General features: G+C 69.4%; 11 protein-coding genes. 2 read left to right on the top strand and 9 right to left on the bottom strand.

The features are described from left to right. Positions 1 to 3: 3 nt before the first annotated feature. The 8 genes from ABNQ39_RS25590 to ABNQ39_RS25555 are packed head-to-tail and all read right to left on the bottom strand — an operon-like array spanning position 4 to position 8,439. Entirely contained in the window at positions 4 to 813 is an 810-nt protein-coding gene (locus ABNQ39_RS25590) for an SCO family protein (RefSeq protein WP_376963544.1), read from the bottom strand. Then, complete coding sequence (locus tag ABNQ39_RS25585) at positions 810 to 1,292, bottom strand: hypothetical protein (RefSeq protein WP_376963541.1); 483 nt, start codon at positions 1,290 to 1,292, stop codon at positions 810 to 812. Before ABNQ39_RS25585 ends, ABNQ39_RS25590 begins: the two co-directional genes overlap by 4 nt. Then, positions 1,285 to 2,352, bottom strand: a complete 1,068-nt coding sequence (locus tag ABNQ39_RS25580; protein WP_376963539.1) for a hypothetical protein — start codon at positions 2,350 to 2,352, stop codon at positions 1,285 to 1,287. The genes ABNQ39_RS25585 and ABNQ39_RS25580 overlap by 8 nt, the downstream gene beginning before the upstream one ends. Beyond that, positions 2,349 to 2,882 (bottom strand): c-type cytochrome, encoded by a 534-nt coding sequence (locus ABNQ39_RS25575; protein WP_376963536.1) that lies wholly within the window; start codon positions 2,880 to 2,882, stop codon positions 2,349 to 2,351. The genes ABNQ39_RS25580 and ABNQ39_RS25575 overlap by 4 nt, the downstream gene beginning before the upstream one ends. After that, on the bottom strand, positions 2,879 to 3,430 hold the full coding sequence (locus tag ABNQ39_RS25570; RefSeq protein ID WP_376963533.1) for a DUF3341 domain-containing protein: 552 nt from the start codon (positions 3,428 to 3,430) through the stop codon (positions 2,879 to 2,881). Before ABNQ39_RS25570 ends, ABNQ39_RS25575 begins: the two co-directional genes overlap by 4 nt. Then, a complete protein-coding gene (gene nrfD, locus ABNQ39_RS25565; RefSeq protein WP_376963530.1) occupies positions 3,427 to 4,800 on the bottom strand; it encodes an NrfD/PsrC family molybdoenzyme membrane anchor subunit in 1,374 nt (457 codons plus the stop codon). The genes ABNQ39_RS25570 and nrfD overlap by 4 nt, the downstream gene beginning before the upstream one ends. Positions 4,801 to 4,804: 4 nt before the next feature. Continuing rightward, the gene (locus ABNQ39_RS25560; protein WP_376963527.1) at positions 4,805 to 7,789 is read right to left on the bottom strand and encodes a TAT-variant-translocated molybdopterin oxidoreductase; all 2,985 of its coding nucleotides are present in this window, start codon (positions 7,787 to 7,789) and stop codon (positions 4,805 to 4,807) included. Further along, positions 7,786 to 8,439, bottom strand: a complete 654-nt coding sequence (locus tag ABNQ39_RS25555; RefSeq protein ID WP_376963524.1) for a cytochrome C — start codon at positions 8,437 to 8,439, stop codon at positions 7,786 to 7,788. The genes ABNQ39_RS25560 and ABNQ39_RS25555 overlap by 4 nt, the downstream gene beginning before the upstream one ends. A 492-nt stretch (positions 8,440 to 8,931) precedes the next feature. Here ABNQ39_RS25555 and tcuA point away from each other — a divergent pair, with 492 nt between their 5' ends. Further along, positions 8,932 to 10,302 (top strand): FAD-dependent tricarballylate dehydrogenase TcuA, encoded by a 1,371-nt coding sequence (gene tcuA, locus ABNQ39_RS25550; RefSeq protein WP_376963521.1) that lies wholly within the window; start codon positions 8,932 to 8,934, stop codon positions 10,300 to 10,302. Next, positions 10,289 to 11,413 carry a tricarballylate utilization 4Fe-4S protein TcuB gene (tcuB, locus tag ABNQ39_RS25545; protein ID WP_376963518.1) on the top strand — a complete coding sequence of 375 codons (1,125 nt, stop codon included), beginning with the start codon at positions 10,289 to 10,291 and terminating at the stop codon, positions 11,411 to 11,413. The genes tcuA and tcuB overlap by 14 nt, the downstream gene beginning before the upstream one ends. 30 nt (positions 11,414 to 11,443) lie before the next feature. Here the strand turns inward: tcuB and ABNQ39_RS25540 are convergent, their stop codons facing one another. After that, positions 11,444 to 13,024 (bottom strand): aldehyde dehydrogenase (NADP(+)), encoded by a 1,581-nt coding sequence (locus tag ABNQ39_RS25540; protein WP_376963515.1) that lies wholly within the window; start codon positions 13,022 to 13,024, stop codon positions 11,444 to 11,446. Between the last annotated feature and the right edge of the window lie 238 nt (positions 13,025 to 13,262).

Raw genomic sequence — 13,262 nt, 5'->3', positions numbered from 1 at the left:
CCCTCACCCCCGTCCCGGCCGGCGCGCGGCGCGCCAGACCAGCAGCCCGAGCGCCAGCACCGATAGCACACCGGTCGCCTGGAACAGCCGGCCCACCTCGGCGTTGTAGCGGCCCTGCGTGGCGTCATAGCCGTAGCAGAGCAACAGCAGATGGTCGGCCACCGACCCGACCGCTCCCCTGGAGGCATCGACCAGCCCCAGCCGCAGATCGGTCGGGTCGTAGCCCACCCCGAGGATGTAGCGGGAGACCGTTCCCCCCGGCGACACCAGCACCACGCCCGCCGGGTGGGCATACTGCCCCGTCGCCTCGTCGAGGCGGTAGTGGAAGCCGGCGGCATCGGCGAGGCGGCGCACCTCGCGCCCTCGATCAGTGGAATTGTCCACCAGCGCGTGGATGGCGCCGGCCATTGCCGGATCGCGTTCGAAATGCCTTGCCTTCAGCGCCGCGGCGTCGGCCGGGCTGTCGCCGGGGTCGAAGCTGACCGCCATCACCGCGTAGTCCTTTCCCGGCGTCAGCGGCACCTGCGCCAGCGCCGCCGCCAGATCGCCCAGCACCACTCCGCACAGCGTCGTGCAGCGGAAATAGTCGAAGACCAGGACCAGCGGCTTGCCCCTGTCGAACAGGGAGGCGGTCGTGACCGCATGACCAGCCTCGTCGCGCAGCCTGACGTCACGCGGCAGTTGTGCTCCCGGGCGCTGGTCGAAAGCGAACTCGGTGAAGCTTCCCGGCAGCAGGGTGGCGGGAGAGGCCTCAGCGCCGGCGGTCAGGCCCGACAGCAGCAAGAGCAGGGCAGCCATTGAGAGCCTTGTCATCGCTGTGCCTCCCGCCTTGCATCGGCCGGCCAGTCGGCGATGCCGCGTTCGGCGACACGGCGCATGGCCTCCTCGATGGGGATGTGGGCGATGCCATGCGCGCGGTCGGCCCAGCCATAGCCGGTCAGCCGTTCCATCGCCTGCGCCTTGTAGCGCTTGAGGTCGGCGACGGGATCGATTTGCAGGCGCGGCTCCGGCATCGGCGTCGTCAGCGCATGGTTCTCGTCCCTGGTCGCGTTGGGGAAGATCAGCAGCAGCGACACCACGACCGTCACGATCAGGCCCACCGCCAACCCGCCCAGCACCGGGAACAGCCAGGGCGGCGTGTCCCGCGTCTCGAACATCGTGTCGGGATTGCTGCCGTCCTGCTGCGGCTTTCGCTGTGGCTTCCTGCCGCGACCTTGCCGCAGCCATCCGAACAGCAGTGCTGCGGCGGCACCTGCAACGCCGGTCCGGCCGATGCGTGTGGCCTTAGCCATGACCGGCCTCCCCGACCAGCCGGCCGGCTGGCCGCGCGGCGTGAGCGGTGGAGCGCCGCCACAGGAAAAGCGCCATGCAGACTCCGCCCATCGCCAGCGTGGCTGCCGGGGCATAGCAGGTGAAGCCGCTGGCCAGCCCCGGCAGGATCAGCCACCAGCATTCCAGCAGATGCGCCGCCAGCAGCAGCAGGCAGACGGCGGCCAACCCGCCCCGGCTGCGCTTCACCGGCCACCAGATCAGGGCGGCGAAGGGCAAGGCCCCTTGTGCCAGCGCACCCAGCGCCGCGACCCAGCCCCAGCCGCCGGACAGGCGCGCGACGTACCACGTGATCTCCTGCGGCAGGTTCTCCTGCCAGACGATCAGGAACTGCATAAAGGACAGGTAGAACCACAGCAGGATGGCTGCGGTCAGCAGGCTGCCCAGGTCATGGCGCTGCCCGGCGTCCGTCCGCCCTCCCAGCACGGCGGCCAGCGTCGCCAGTGCCAGGGCGCCCAGAAGCTGGCCGCTGACAATCATCATCCCGTAGATGCTGGAGCCCCAATCCGGCTCGATCGACATGAACCAGTCGAAGGATGCAAAGGTGACTGTCAGCCCCAACAGCATCAGCCCGGGCGCCGCCAGTTGGTTGCGGTTCCGTCCCGACCACCGCAGGGCCGCAAGCGCCAGCCCCAGCCAGACCACGGCATAGACCGCCGTCCGTCCGTAGAAGAAGGGTTCGTTCAGGTAGAAGCGGTTCTTCAGATGCGCGGCATCGGCCGCCCGCGCCCAGGGATACAGCTCCGGCAGCAGGAGCAGGATCGGCACCAGCAGCAGGAGCATCAGTGGCAGGAAAGCCACCATCGCCCGCAGCGCCGGCACGGCGGCGGCACCCCAGCGCCCGCCGGTCAGATCATGGGCGAACAGCATCATCATGGCGCCCAGCGGCAGCCCGATCCAGAAGGCGAAGGAGGCCAGCCAGCCGCGCAGCACCGCCTGCGGATCGGTCAGCGCGCCAATGGCGCAGACCGCCGCTCCGATAAATGCCGCGACGATGGCGGCGATGAGCGGACGGCGGCTCATCGCAATGTCCCCCGCACCGTCTCCGGCAAATCGGCCGCGGCGGTGTTCTGGCTGGTCTGCAAGGCCCGGATATAAGCGGCGATGGCCCAGCGGTCGTCCGGACCGACGCGGTCGGCATAGGAGTACATCGCCCCCCAGCCATTGGTGGCGACCTCGTAGAAATGCCGGGTCGGGGCGTTGCGCAGCGCGTCGCCATGGAAGGAGGGCGGCTGTGGAAAGCCGCGCCGGACGATCATGCCGTCGCCGTCGCCGAGATAGCCATGGCAGGGCGTGCAATAGATCTCGTAGCGCTCCTTGCCGCGGGCCAGCAGGGTCGCCGTCAGCGCCGGTGGCGGCTGGGGGCGGTCTTCGCGGGCGATGGCGTTCGGTGGCGGCTGCGGCGGCCAGACCTTCCGGTCCGGTCCGGCGTTGGCCGAATTGCCATTGGCCGGCGTCCAGGTCTTGTCACGCGGCTGCTTCGCCATGTTGTCGCAGGCCGTCAGCAGCGACACCCCGCACAGCAGAAAGACGAGAGGAGACAGCCGCGTCATGCCGGCACCTCGTCGATCCGCACACCCTCGCCCTCGGGCAGCAGCCGTTGCAGAAGCTCGCCGTCGTCCCGCCCCTGCCGTTCGGCGATCCAGATCAGGAAGCGGTCCTGCGAGGCCAGATCGAACCCCGGCGCATCGAAGATCGGATCGTAGAGTCGCGGCAGCCGGCAGAGCTTGCAGAAGGCGAGGAAGCCGGCCAGCAGGATGGTCAGTGCCGCCAGTTCGAAGGTACTTGGGCCGAAGGCCGGCCAGCTGTTCAGCGGCCGACCGCCGATGTTCAGCGGATAGCTCAGCACCATTCCCCAATATTGCAGGAAAAACCCGCCGATGGCCCCCAGCAGCCCAGCCACCGCGACGATCAGCGGCAGTGCCCGCGGCCTGCGGTCCAGCAACTCGTCCACCCCCTCCACCGCGTAGGGGCTGTAGACCTCCAGCGTCGAGAACCCCGCCTGCCGCAGGCGGCGCAGGGCGTCCAGCATCGCGTCCGGGTCGTCGAAGGTGGCCATCCTGCCGCGCAGGCTGTGGCCGGTGCCGCGCTGCACGCTCATCGCCCGCCCTCCGTCTGCTTCTTGCGAAGGAGTTCGCGCAGCTCGAACATCGACACCATCGGGATGAAGCGCAGCGCCAGGAAGAAGCCGGTCAGGAACAGCCCGACCGAGCCGGCCAGCGTCGCCCAGTCCCAGACCGTCGGAATGAAGACGAACCAACTCGATTCCGAGTGGTTCCGGTGCAGGCTGCCGACGACGATGACGTAGCGCTCGATCCACATGCCGATCACCACGCCCAGCGCCACGAGGAACAGCAGCGGCCGGTTCAGCCGCACCGCCCGGACCCACAGCAGTTGCGGGACGAGGCTGTTCAGGACGATTTTCGCCCAATACCAGGGGGCGTAATATCCGCCGAGCAGCGACATCGCCACGGTGATCTCGCGCTCCTCCCCCCGGTAGAAGGGCATGAAGATCTCGATCAGATAGCAATAGGACAGCAGCAGGCTGGCGGTCAGCATCAGCCGCGCCAGCACGTCGATGTGGCGCTGTGTGATGACGCCGGTCAGTTCCAGCGCCCGGCGCAGCGGAATGACCAGCATCAGCACCACGGCGAAACCGGACAGCGCGGCGCCGAAGACGAAATAGGGCGGGAACTGCGTTTCGTGCCAGCCCGGCGTCAGGCCGCCGGCGAAATCCAGCCCGACGATGCTGTGGATGGAGCAGACCAGCGGCGCCATCAACGCTGCGAACAGCCCGTACAGCATCTTGAACTGGCGCCAGTGCTGCGACGATCCCTGCCAGCCCAGCGCCAGCAGCCCGTACAGCACCCGCTGCCAGCGCTGCCGCGCCCGGTCGCGCAGGGTGGCGAAATCGGGGAGCAGCCCGACATACCAGAACAGCAGGGACCCGGCGACATAGACCAGGATGGCAACGAAGTCCCAATGCAGCGGGCTGCGGAACTGCGGCCACAGCGCCATCGTGTTGGGATAGGGGAACAGCCAGTAGAAATACCACCAGCGCCCGAGATGGATGACCGGCATGATGCCGGCGCAGGCGACGCAGAACACCGTCATGGTTTCGGCGATGCGGCTGGTGGCGCTGCGCCACTCCGACCGGGTCAGGAAGAACAGGGCGGAGATCAGCGTCCCGCCGCTCGCCATGCCGACCCACCAGACATAGTTTCCGATGGCGAAGCCCCAGGCGATGGGCCAGTCGATGCCCCAGATGCCGACGCCGCGAATAAACAGCCAGCCGACCGCCGCCAGGAACAGGACGAACAGCCCGAACGACATCCCGAAGCCGACCCACCACCACAGCGGCGTGCGGCGCTCCAGCACGAGGTCGCTGACATGCGCGGTCACCGCCGGGGCGGTCACCCCCGGCTCCACCACCCGTGTCAGGTCCCGTTCGGTCTCGGGCGATGCGCTCACCGGCTCACACCTCCCCGATCTCGGGATTCGGATTGCGCAGCCGCGCCTCATAGGTCGTGCGCGGCTGGGTGTTCAGTTCGGTCAGGACGCCATAGTCCAGCGGGCTCGCCTTGCGCCGGCTGACCGCGCTGTCCGGGTCGTTCAGGTCGCCGAAGACGATGGCTTCGGCCGGGCAGGCCTGCTGGCAGGCGGTCTTCACCTCGCCGTCACGGATCGGGCGGTTCTCGCGGTCCGCGACGATGCGGGCGTTGCGGATGCGCTGGATGCAGTAGGTGCATTTCTCCATGACGCCGCGGGCCCGGACGGAGACGTCGGGGTTCCACGACATCGACAGCCGGTTGTCGTCGCCGGAATAGTTGAAGTAGTTGAAGCGCCGGACCTTGTACGGACAGTTGTTGGAGCAGAAGCGGGTGCCGACGCAGCGGTTGTAGACCATCACGTTCAGCCCGTCGGCATCATGCATGGTGGCGGCGACCGGGCAGACCACCTCGCAGGGCGCGTTCTCGCAATGCATGCAGGCCATCGGCTGGAAAAGGGTCTGCTCCGGGGTTGCCGCCTCGCCCTCGTACCAGGTGTCGATGCGGATCCAGTGCATCTGGCGGTTCCGCAGCACCTCCTCCTTGCCGACCACCGCGATGTTGTTCTCGCCCTGGCAGGCGGCGGTGCAGGCGTTGCAGCCGATGCAGGCATTCAGGTTGATCGCCATGCCCCAGGCGTTCCGCGGATACTCGTGGTCCGGATAGAGGGAATGGTCCGGTTCCTTGCGTTTGGCGAAACCCGGATCCCGGCGGAACTCGTCCAGCGTGGCGTGGCGGACCACGTCGGGGGAGTCGATCATCTGGTGGTGCTGGGTGGCGGCCAGCCGGTGGGTTTCCCCGGTCTTGCGCAGTTTCACTCCCGGCAGCTGCCACAGATTGCCGGAGGTCCGCAGCTGGAAAGCGTCGAACCCGACATCGCGCCCGACCCGTCCCACGATCCGGCGGCCGAAGCCGAAGGGCAGGGTAACGCAGTCCGGGGCATGGCCGGGAAGCAGCCAGACCGGTGCCCGAAGCCGACCGCTGGCGGTCTGCACCTCCACCACATCCTCGTTCTTGAGGTCCAGCCGCTGCGCGGTCGCCGGTGCGATCAGCAGGGCGTTGTCCCAGGTCAGGGTGGTAAAGGGCCGCGGCAGTTCCTGTAGCCAGCCGAGATTGGCGGTGCGCCCGTCGCGCAGCCACGGGTCCGGCCGGAACAGGGCGGTCAGCGTGCCGTCTGGTTGTGCCGGCGCCGGAGGCAGGCGGTCCGCCAAGTCGGGCAACAGCGAAACGGAAACCGGTGCGGCGGCACTGTCCGGCACCACGCCTGTGCGCAGTGCGTTCGCCCACAACTCCTCCGCATCGCCCTTGCCCTGGAAGCGTTCCATCCAGCTCTGCCGGACGACGGCGTAACCGTCGGGCCGCGTCTCCCCGTCGAGGACCGCCAGCAGTTCCTGCGGCGACCAGCCGCCCCACAGCGGTTGGACCTGCGGCTGCTGAATGGTAGTCGTGCCGTCGAAGGCCCGCGCATCGCCCCAGCGCTCCAGCTCATGCGCCTCCGGCACATGCCATGTGCAGAGCATGGCGGTCTCGTCCACCGCGGTGCCGAGATGAACCGACAGCGGTACCTTTCCCAACGCGCCGGCAAAGTCGAGGTCGGCGGGCGCGGTGAATACCGGATTGGCGCCCAGGATCAGCAGCGTGTCGACTCTGCCGGCCGCCATATCGGCGGCCAGTTCTCCGACCGATTGGGCATGGTCGACCGGATCGGCTTCCACCGGCTCGATGTGGCTGACCGTCTGTCCGGGGGCATCCAGGGCATCGTTGATGGCGTGCACCAGCGCATGGATGGCAGGCGGCTGTGCCGGCCCGGCATGGACCAGCGCCGCGCCGCGGTTGGCGGACAGGTCGCGGGCGACGGCACCCAGCCAGCCGGGAGCACCCAGCCGCCACTCCGCCGGCCCGGCGCCAAGCTCGGCGGCCAGCGCGCGCACCACCGCCTCCATCTCGTCCGGGCGAACCGCGAAACGATGGTCGGCGCGGGCACCGGCAAGGGTGGGCGAGCTTTCCACCGCATAGAGGCGGCTCATCTCCTCCGGCCGCCCGTCCTCCGCCGCACGTCGGCGGCGGGCGAAGTCGCGGGCGTAGCGCAGGTGCCCAGGCGCGCTGTCTAGGACATCGCTCTCCACCGCCAGGGTCACCTTCGCCCTGTCGAGGTGCAGCACGGTGTCCACCGGCCGCCCATAGGCCAGCACCGCACCAGCCCGCAGCGTGTCGCGCCCATCGGCCTCCCAACGGTGCCACTGCATCGCCGGAAAACGCCGCTTCAGCGCCCCGATCTGCCGGGCCAGCGTGGGGGAGGTGACGGTGCCGGTCAGCAGACGCAGCCCGCCGGCGCCTTGCGCCGCCAGGGCGGGCAGGCGGTCGATCAGAGCCTTGACCATCCCGTTGGTGCTCGCCGCCCGGCCGGCTTTCAGGACGGTCCGTGAGCGGTCGGGATCGTACAGATCGAGGATGCTGGCCTGGATGATCGGATCGAGCGCGCCCAGGCTGGCGGGATGGTCCGGATTGCCCTCCAGCTGGACCGGGCGCCCCATCTGGTGGATCGCCAGCACGCCGTCGGCATAGCCGCCGCGGGTGACCGCCGTTGCGAAATGGCGGGCGACGCCGGGCACCAGCCCGGCCGGCATCGTCACATAGGGGATCGCCTTTTCCGATGCCTCTCCCGGTCCGCAGCCCGACAGCCCGGCCAGGGCGAAGGAGGCGCCCATCAGTTCCAACAGCCGGCGGCGGCCGACACGCGCGTCGGCCAGATCCGGCAGGCCGGGAAACTCGGCGCGCAGCATCTCCAGCACGGACGGTTCCCGCGAAAGTTCGTCCAGGCTGCGCCACAGCGCCCGGCCGCTCTTCCCGGTCAGCCGGCCTTCGATGTGCCGGGCCAACTCCTCCCGCCCCAATTCCTCCCGAGCCGTCATCGGTGGCACACCGAGCAGTCGGACAGGGTTTCGGGATGGATGTGATAGCGGGCCATCAGCTGATCACCGGATGGAGTTGTTGCGGTCCGTTTCCAGTCGGTGTCGAAGACCGCCTCCTTCGGGCGCAGGTTCGGGGCCGGATCGCGATGGCAGTCGAGGCACCAGCTCATCCGCAGGCTCGCTCCCTTCCAGGTCAGGGGCATGCTGTCCACCGGCCCGTGGCAGGTGGTGCAGGCGACACCCTTGGCGACATGGATGCTGTGGTTGAAGAAGACGTAGTCGGGCAGCGCGTTGACCCGGTTCCAGCGGATCGGCGTTCCGGTGGCGAGGCTCTGGCGCACCGGGGCCAGCAACTCCGCATTGGTCCAGATCTGCGAATGGCAGGTCATGCAGGTGTGGGTCGGCGGCAGGCCGGCATTCGCCGATACCTCCACCGACGTATGGCAATAGCGGCAGTCCAGCCCCAGCCCGCCGACATGATGTTCATGGCTGAAGGGGACCGGCTGCGGCTGCACGATGCCGACCCGCGTCGCATAGGTGGTGTTGGGGAAGAACCACGCGCCGCCAACCAGCGTGACGAGTCCCGCCAGCAGGGTGTAGAGCACCAGTTTGGTCAGGATGTTGGCAGTGGGGCTGAAGACACCCGGCACGGCTCAGGCCCCCCGTCACGCCGCCGGAGCGGCCGTTTGGAGGGGGCGGCATCGATCCATGGCTTGCGTCTCCCTGACTTGTCCGTCCCGGCAGAGGCAAAGCTGCTCGGGTCGGTTGTCGGCGGGATTCGGGCGGAACCCGAACCCGGTGCGGCGGGCGTTGGTGGGGGCGGCAATCTGCGCGCCACCCCATCGCTACAAGCACCCGTTCGCCGTCAGGTTCCATGCCGTGGTCGGGCTAGCCCGACTGCCCCAGCCCTTCCGCGCCAATCGGACAGTTTTCCGAGGCGCTGTGGACAGCGCGGATCGGCGGTACTTTCGGCCAAGGGAGGGGGCTCGTCGGAAGATTAGGACACAGGCGCCTTCCGGTGGCCGCTGCGCTGTGTCGCAGGTGCCGCCTCTTCCCCTGCGATGCCGTCCGGCGCTAAAGCCATGCTTTCCAGGCTTCGTCCGGCAGACCGGGGGCGGACCGCCTTCTGCTGCGACGGATCGATGACCCGTGTTTCGTGCGACTGCGATGTTCTGGTGGTGGGCGGCGGCAACGCGGCGCTTTGCGCCGCAATCGCGGCCCGCCGGGCCGGTGCGTCGGTCCTGCTGCTGGAGGCCGCTTCCAAGTTTCTGCGTGGAGGGAACGCACGCCACTCCCGCAACATGCGGGTCATGCACGACGCACCGACACCATGGGTGCGGGGGCGCTATCCGGCCGAGGATTACCATGCCGACCTGCAACGGGTGGCCGGGGCTGCCGCAAATTCCGTCGATGACGGGCTGGCACGCCTGTTCATCGACGCCAGTGCCGACATCGTCGATTGGCTGGCCGGCAACGGCGTGCGGTTTCACTGCGGCACCGACGAGGTCTTGCCCTATTCCCGCAAGACCGCTTTCCTCCTGGGCGGGGGGAAAGCTCTGATCAACGCGCTCTACGCCACGGCGGAAGCGCTGGGCGTCGTCGTCCGCTACAACAGCGCCGTGCGCGCCCTGCATCTGCGGGACGGGCCGCCGGCCGTCACCGTCGGCGATGCGACCGTCGCCATCCGGGCGAAAGCACTCGTCGTCGCCTCCGGCGGGTTCCAGGCCGATCTCGGCTGGCTGGGGCAGCAGTGGGGTGGGGCTGCCGGCGAATTCACGATCCGCGGCACCCCGCATGCGACGGGCATCCCGTTGAGGGCACTGCTGGACGACGGCGCGGACCTGGTGGGGGCGGCGGACCGCTGCCATATGGTGGCGGTGGACGGTCGCGCTCCGCTATTCGACGGCGGCATCGTCACGCGGCTGGATGGGCTTCCCCATGGCATCGTCGTGGATCGGGATGGCCGGCGTTTCGCCGACGAAGGGGCGGTCGTCGGGCCGTCGCGCTACACGGCCTGGGGGGAACTGGTGGCCCGCAGCCCCGGCGCCGTCGCCTTTTCGGTCTTCGATTCCGCCATTGCCGAGCGGTTCCGGCCCTCCATCTTCCCGGCGATCCAGGCGGACAGCATCGGCGGGCTGGCCTCGGCTCTGGGCATCGGTCCGCCGGCGCTGGAGTCCACGGTGGCGGCCTTCAACGCTGCGGTCACCGGCGGCGGCACGACGGCGGGCATCGATCCGCCGAAGACTCGGCTGGCCGGACCAATCACGGTTCCGCCCTTCGGGGCCTACCCGGTGCGGGCCGGTGTCACCTCCACCTGCCTGGGGGTGCGGGTCGATGGGCAGGCACGTGTGCTGCGGCCGGACGGGACGGCCATCGACGGTGTCCATGCCGCCGGAGTCATCATGGCGCCCAACATCCTGGGAACGGGCTATCTGGCAGGGAGCGCCATGACCATCGGCGCCGTGTTCGGCCGCATCGCCGGTCGGGAGGCCGCAGCTCATGCCCTGCGCTGACGATACACAGCGGATCGCGGCGGATGCTCGCCGGGCGCTGGACATCTGCAACGCCTGCCAGTTCTGCGACGGCTACTGCGCCGTCTTCCCTGCGCTGAAATCGCGGCGATCGGTGTCGGCGGAGGATCTCACCTTCCTGTCCAACCTCTGCCACAACTGCCGGTCCTGCCATCATGCCTGCCAATACGCGCCGCCTCACGCCTTCGACCTCAACCTGCCGAAAAGCCTGAGCCTGGTCCGGCAGCAATCCTACCGCGACCATGTCTGGCCCCCGCTGCTCAGGGGACGATTGCCCCATGCGGGATGGCCCGCGGTTGCCGTCATGGCTGCCGTCGTCCTGTCGGCGGTCGCCCTCGTGGTCGTTCCCGCCCTGCTGTTGGTTCCGCCGGAGACGCTGTTCGGGCGACAGTCCGGGTCCGGCGCCTTCTACCGGCTGGTGCCGTGGAAGGTTATCGCCGGTGTCGCCGGGATGGCGATGCTGTGGTCGCTGCTCGCCATTAGCTTCAGTGTCGCATCCTTCTGGCGCGGCATGGGGCCGGCACCGGCCGGCGTGCCGCTGTTGCCGGCGCTGCGCGATGCCCTGTCCGACGCCGCCACCCTGCGCAATCTCGGCGGCGGCGGGGCCGGCTGCAACGACCGGGATGAAAGCTTTTCCCAGGCGCGTCGCCGCTTCCACCACGCGCTGTTCTACGGGGTGATGCTCTGCTTCGCCTCGACCAGCGTGGCAACCGTCTATGACCATCTGCTGGGGTGGCCGGCACCTTATCCGCTGACAAGCCTGCCGGTCCTACTGGGCAGCCTTGGCGGGGTCGGCATGGTGATCGGCACGGCAGGGCTGGCTTCACTGAAGCTGCGCGCCGATCCCGCACCCGTGGCGGCGAGCCTCACCGGTGCGGACTGCGCCTTGCTGGCGTTGCTGTTCCTGGTGGCGGTCAGCGGCCTGGGGCTGCTGGCTTTGCGCGAGACGGCGGCGATGGGACCGCTGCTGCTGGTCCATCTCGGCCTCGTCCTCGGTTGGTTCGCGACGCTGCCCTACAGCAAGTCCCTGCACGCACCCTTCCGCTTCGCCGCCCTGTTGCGTGCCGCGATGGAGCGGCGGGGCAGGGGCTGATTTGCTACTGCCCCCCGTCCCGACAGACGGTCAGGCGTGCCCCAATTCCCCATCGACCCGGCGCCAGATCCCTTGCGGGTTGCCGTCGCGCAGCGCTTCCGGCAGCAGCTCTGCGGGGATGTCCTGGTAGCAGACCGGACGCAGGAAACGGCGGATCGCCAGCGTGCCGACCGAGGTGCTGCGCGGGTCAGACGTTGCCGGGAACGGGCCGCCATGCACCATCGCGTGACAGACCTCCACCCCCGTCGGCCAGCCGTTCGCCAGGATGCGCCCGGCCTTGCGCTCCAGCGTCGGGATCAGCCCGGCCACCGCGGCCTTGTCAGCCCCATCCATCTGCAAGGTCGCCGTCAGCTGGCCTTCCAGCCTTTCCGCCACCGCCGTCATCGCCGCCACGTCCGCGCAGCGGATCAGCAGAGAGGCGGCGCCGAACACCTCCTCCTGCAACTCCGTGTCGGCCAGGAAGGCGTCCGCCGTCGTGGTGAAGAGGGCGGCCTGCGCCTGGTTCGGCCCGCTGCACGCCAGACCGCGCGCCAGCGTCGTCACGGCACCGCTGCCGGCCAGCTTGGCGACACCGCTGTCGAAGGCGGCATGGATGCCCGGCGTCAGCATGGTCGAGGCGGCGCTGCCACCCAACGCCTCCACCGCCGCGGCGACGAAGCGGTCGAGGTCCGGCCCGTCCACCGCCAGCAGGATGCCGGGGTTGGTGCAGAACTGCCCGGCGCCCATCGTCAGCGACGCCACGAACGCCTTGCCCAGCGCCTCGGCCCGCGAGGCCAGCGCCGCCGGCATCAGGAAGACCGGGTTGATGCTGCTCATCTCGGCATAGACCGGGATCGGCTCCGGCCGCTTGGCCGCCACCCCCATCAGCGCCAGCCCGCCGCCGCGCGAGCCGGTGAAGCCGACCGCCCTGATGCGCGGATCGGCGACCAGCGCCGTGCCGATCTCGTTGCCGGTGCCGAACAGCAGCGAGAAGACCCCCTCGGGCAGGCCGCAGGAGGCGACCGCCGCCTGGACGGCGCGGCCGACCAGTTCCGAGGTGCCGGGATGGGCGCCATGGCCCTTGACCACCACCGGGCAGCCGGCGGCGAAGGCGGACGCGGTGTCGCCGCCGGCCACCGAGAAGGCGAGCGGGAAGTTGGAGGCGCCGAACACCGCGACCGGCCCGAGCGCGATGTGGCGCTGGCGGACGTCGGCGCGCGGCAGCGGCGTACGCGCCGGCAGCGCCGGGTCGATGCGGGCCTCAAGCCAGCTTCCCTCGCGCACCACCTGGGCGAACAGGCGCAGTTGGCCGACGGTGCGGCCGCGCTCGCCCTCCAGCCGGGCGCGCGGCAGGCCGGATTCGGCCATGGCGCGGACGATCAGCTCGTCGCCGATGTCGAGGATGTTCTGGGCGACCGCCTCAAGGAAGGCTGCGCGCTGCTCCAGGCCGGTCTCGCGGAAGGCGTCGAAGGCGGCCCAGGCCAGCGCACAGGCACGCTCCACCTCGGCGGCACCGCCGCCGCCGAAGACGGGCTCCAGCGCTTCGCCGGTGGCGGGGTCGACGGCGCGGAACTCGCCCTGGCTGCCGCGGTAAGCGGTCGCGCCGATCAGCATCTCGCCGGTGATGGTCATCTTGGGGTCTCCTTCAAGGGCGGAGCGCCGGGAAGGGGCGTCCGCCGACAAGAGCGGCCGGATATTCGTTGGAGAAGCGATCTATCATGATGTCAGTCATCATACAAGCAGGGCGGTGCGAAACGGTCCCGATGTGTCACTTTTCCATGGGCCGGCAGGCCGGCTTGTCTATTGTCGTATAGGTTTTGTGGGTGTTAACTCTGGGATATGGAGTGGTGACGGGCGGTCCGTCCCGGAA

This window comes from Azospirillum sp. A26 (assembly GCF_042604635.1).
GTDB lineage: Bacteria > Pseudomonadota > Alphaproteobacteria > Azospirillales > Azospirillaceae > Azospirillum > Azospirillum palustre.
The sequence above is the reverse complement of the archived record's forward strand: the minus strand, read 5'-3'. Positions and strand labels throughout refer to the sequence as shown.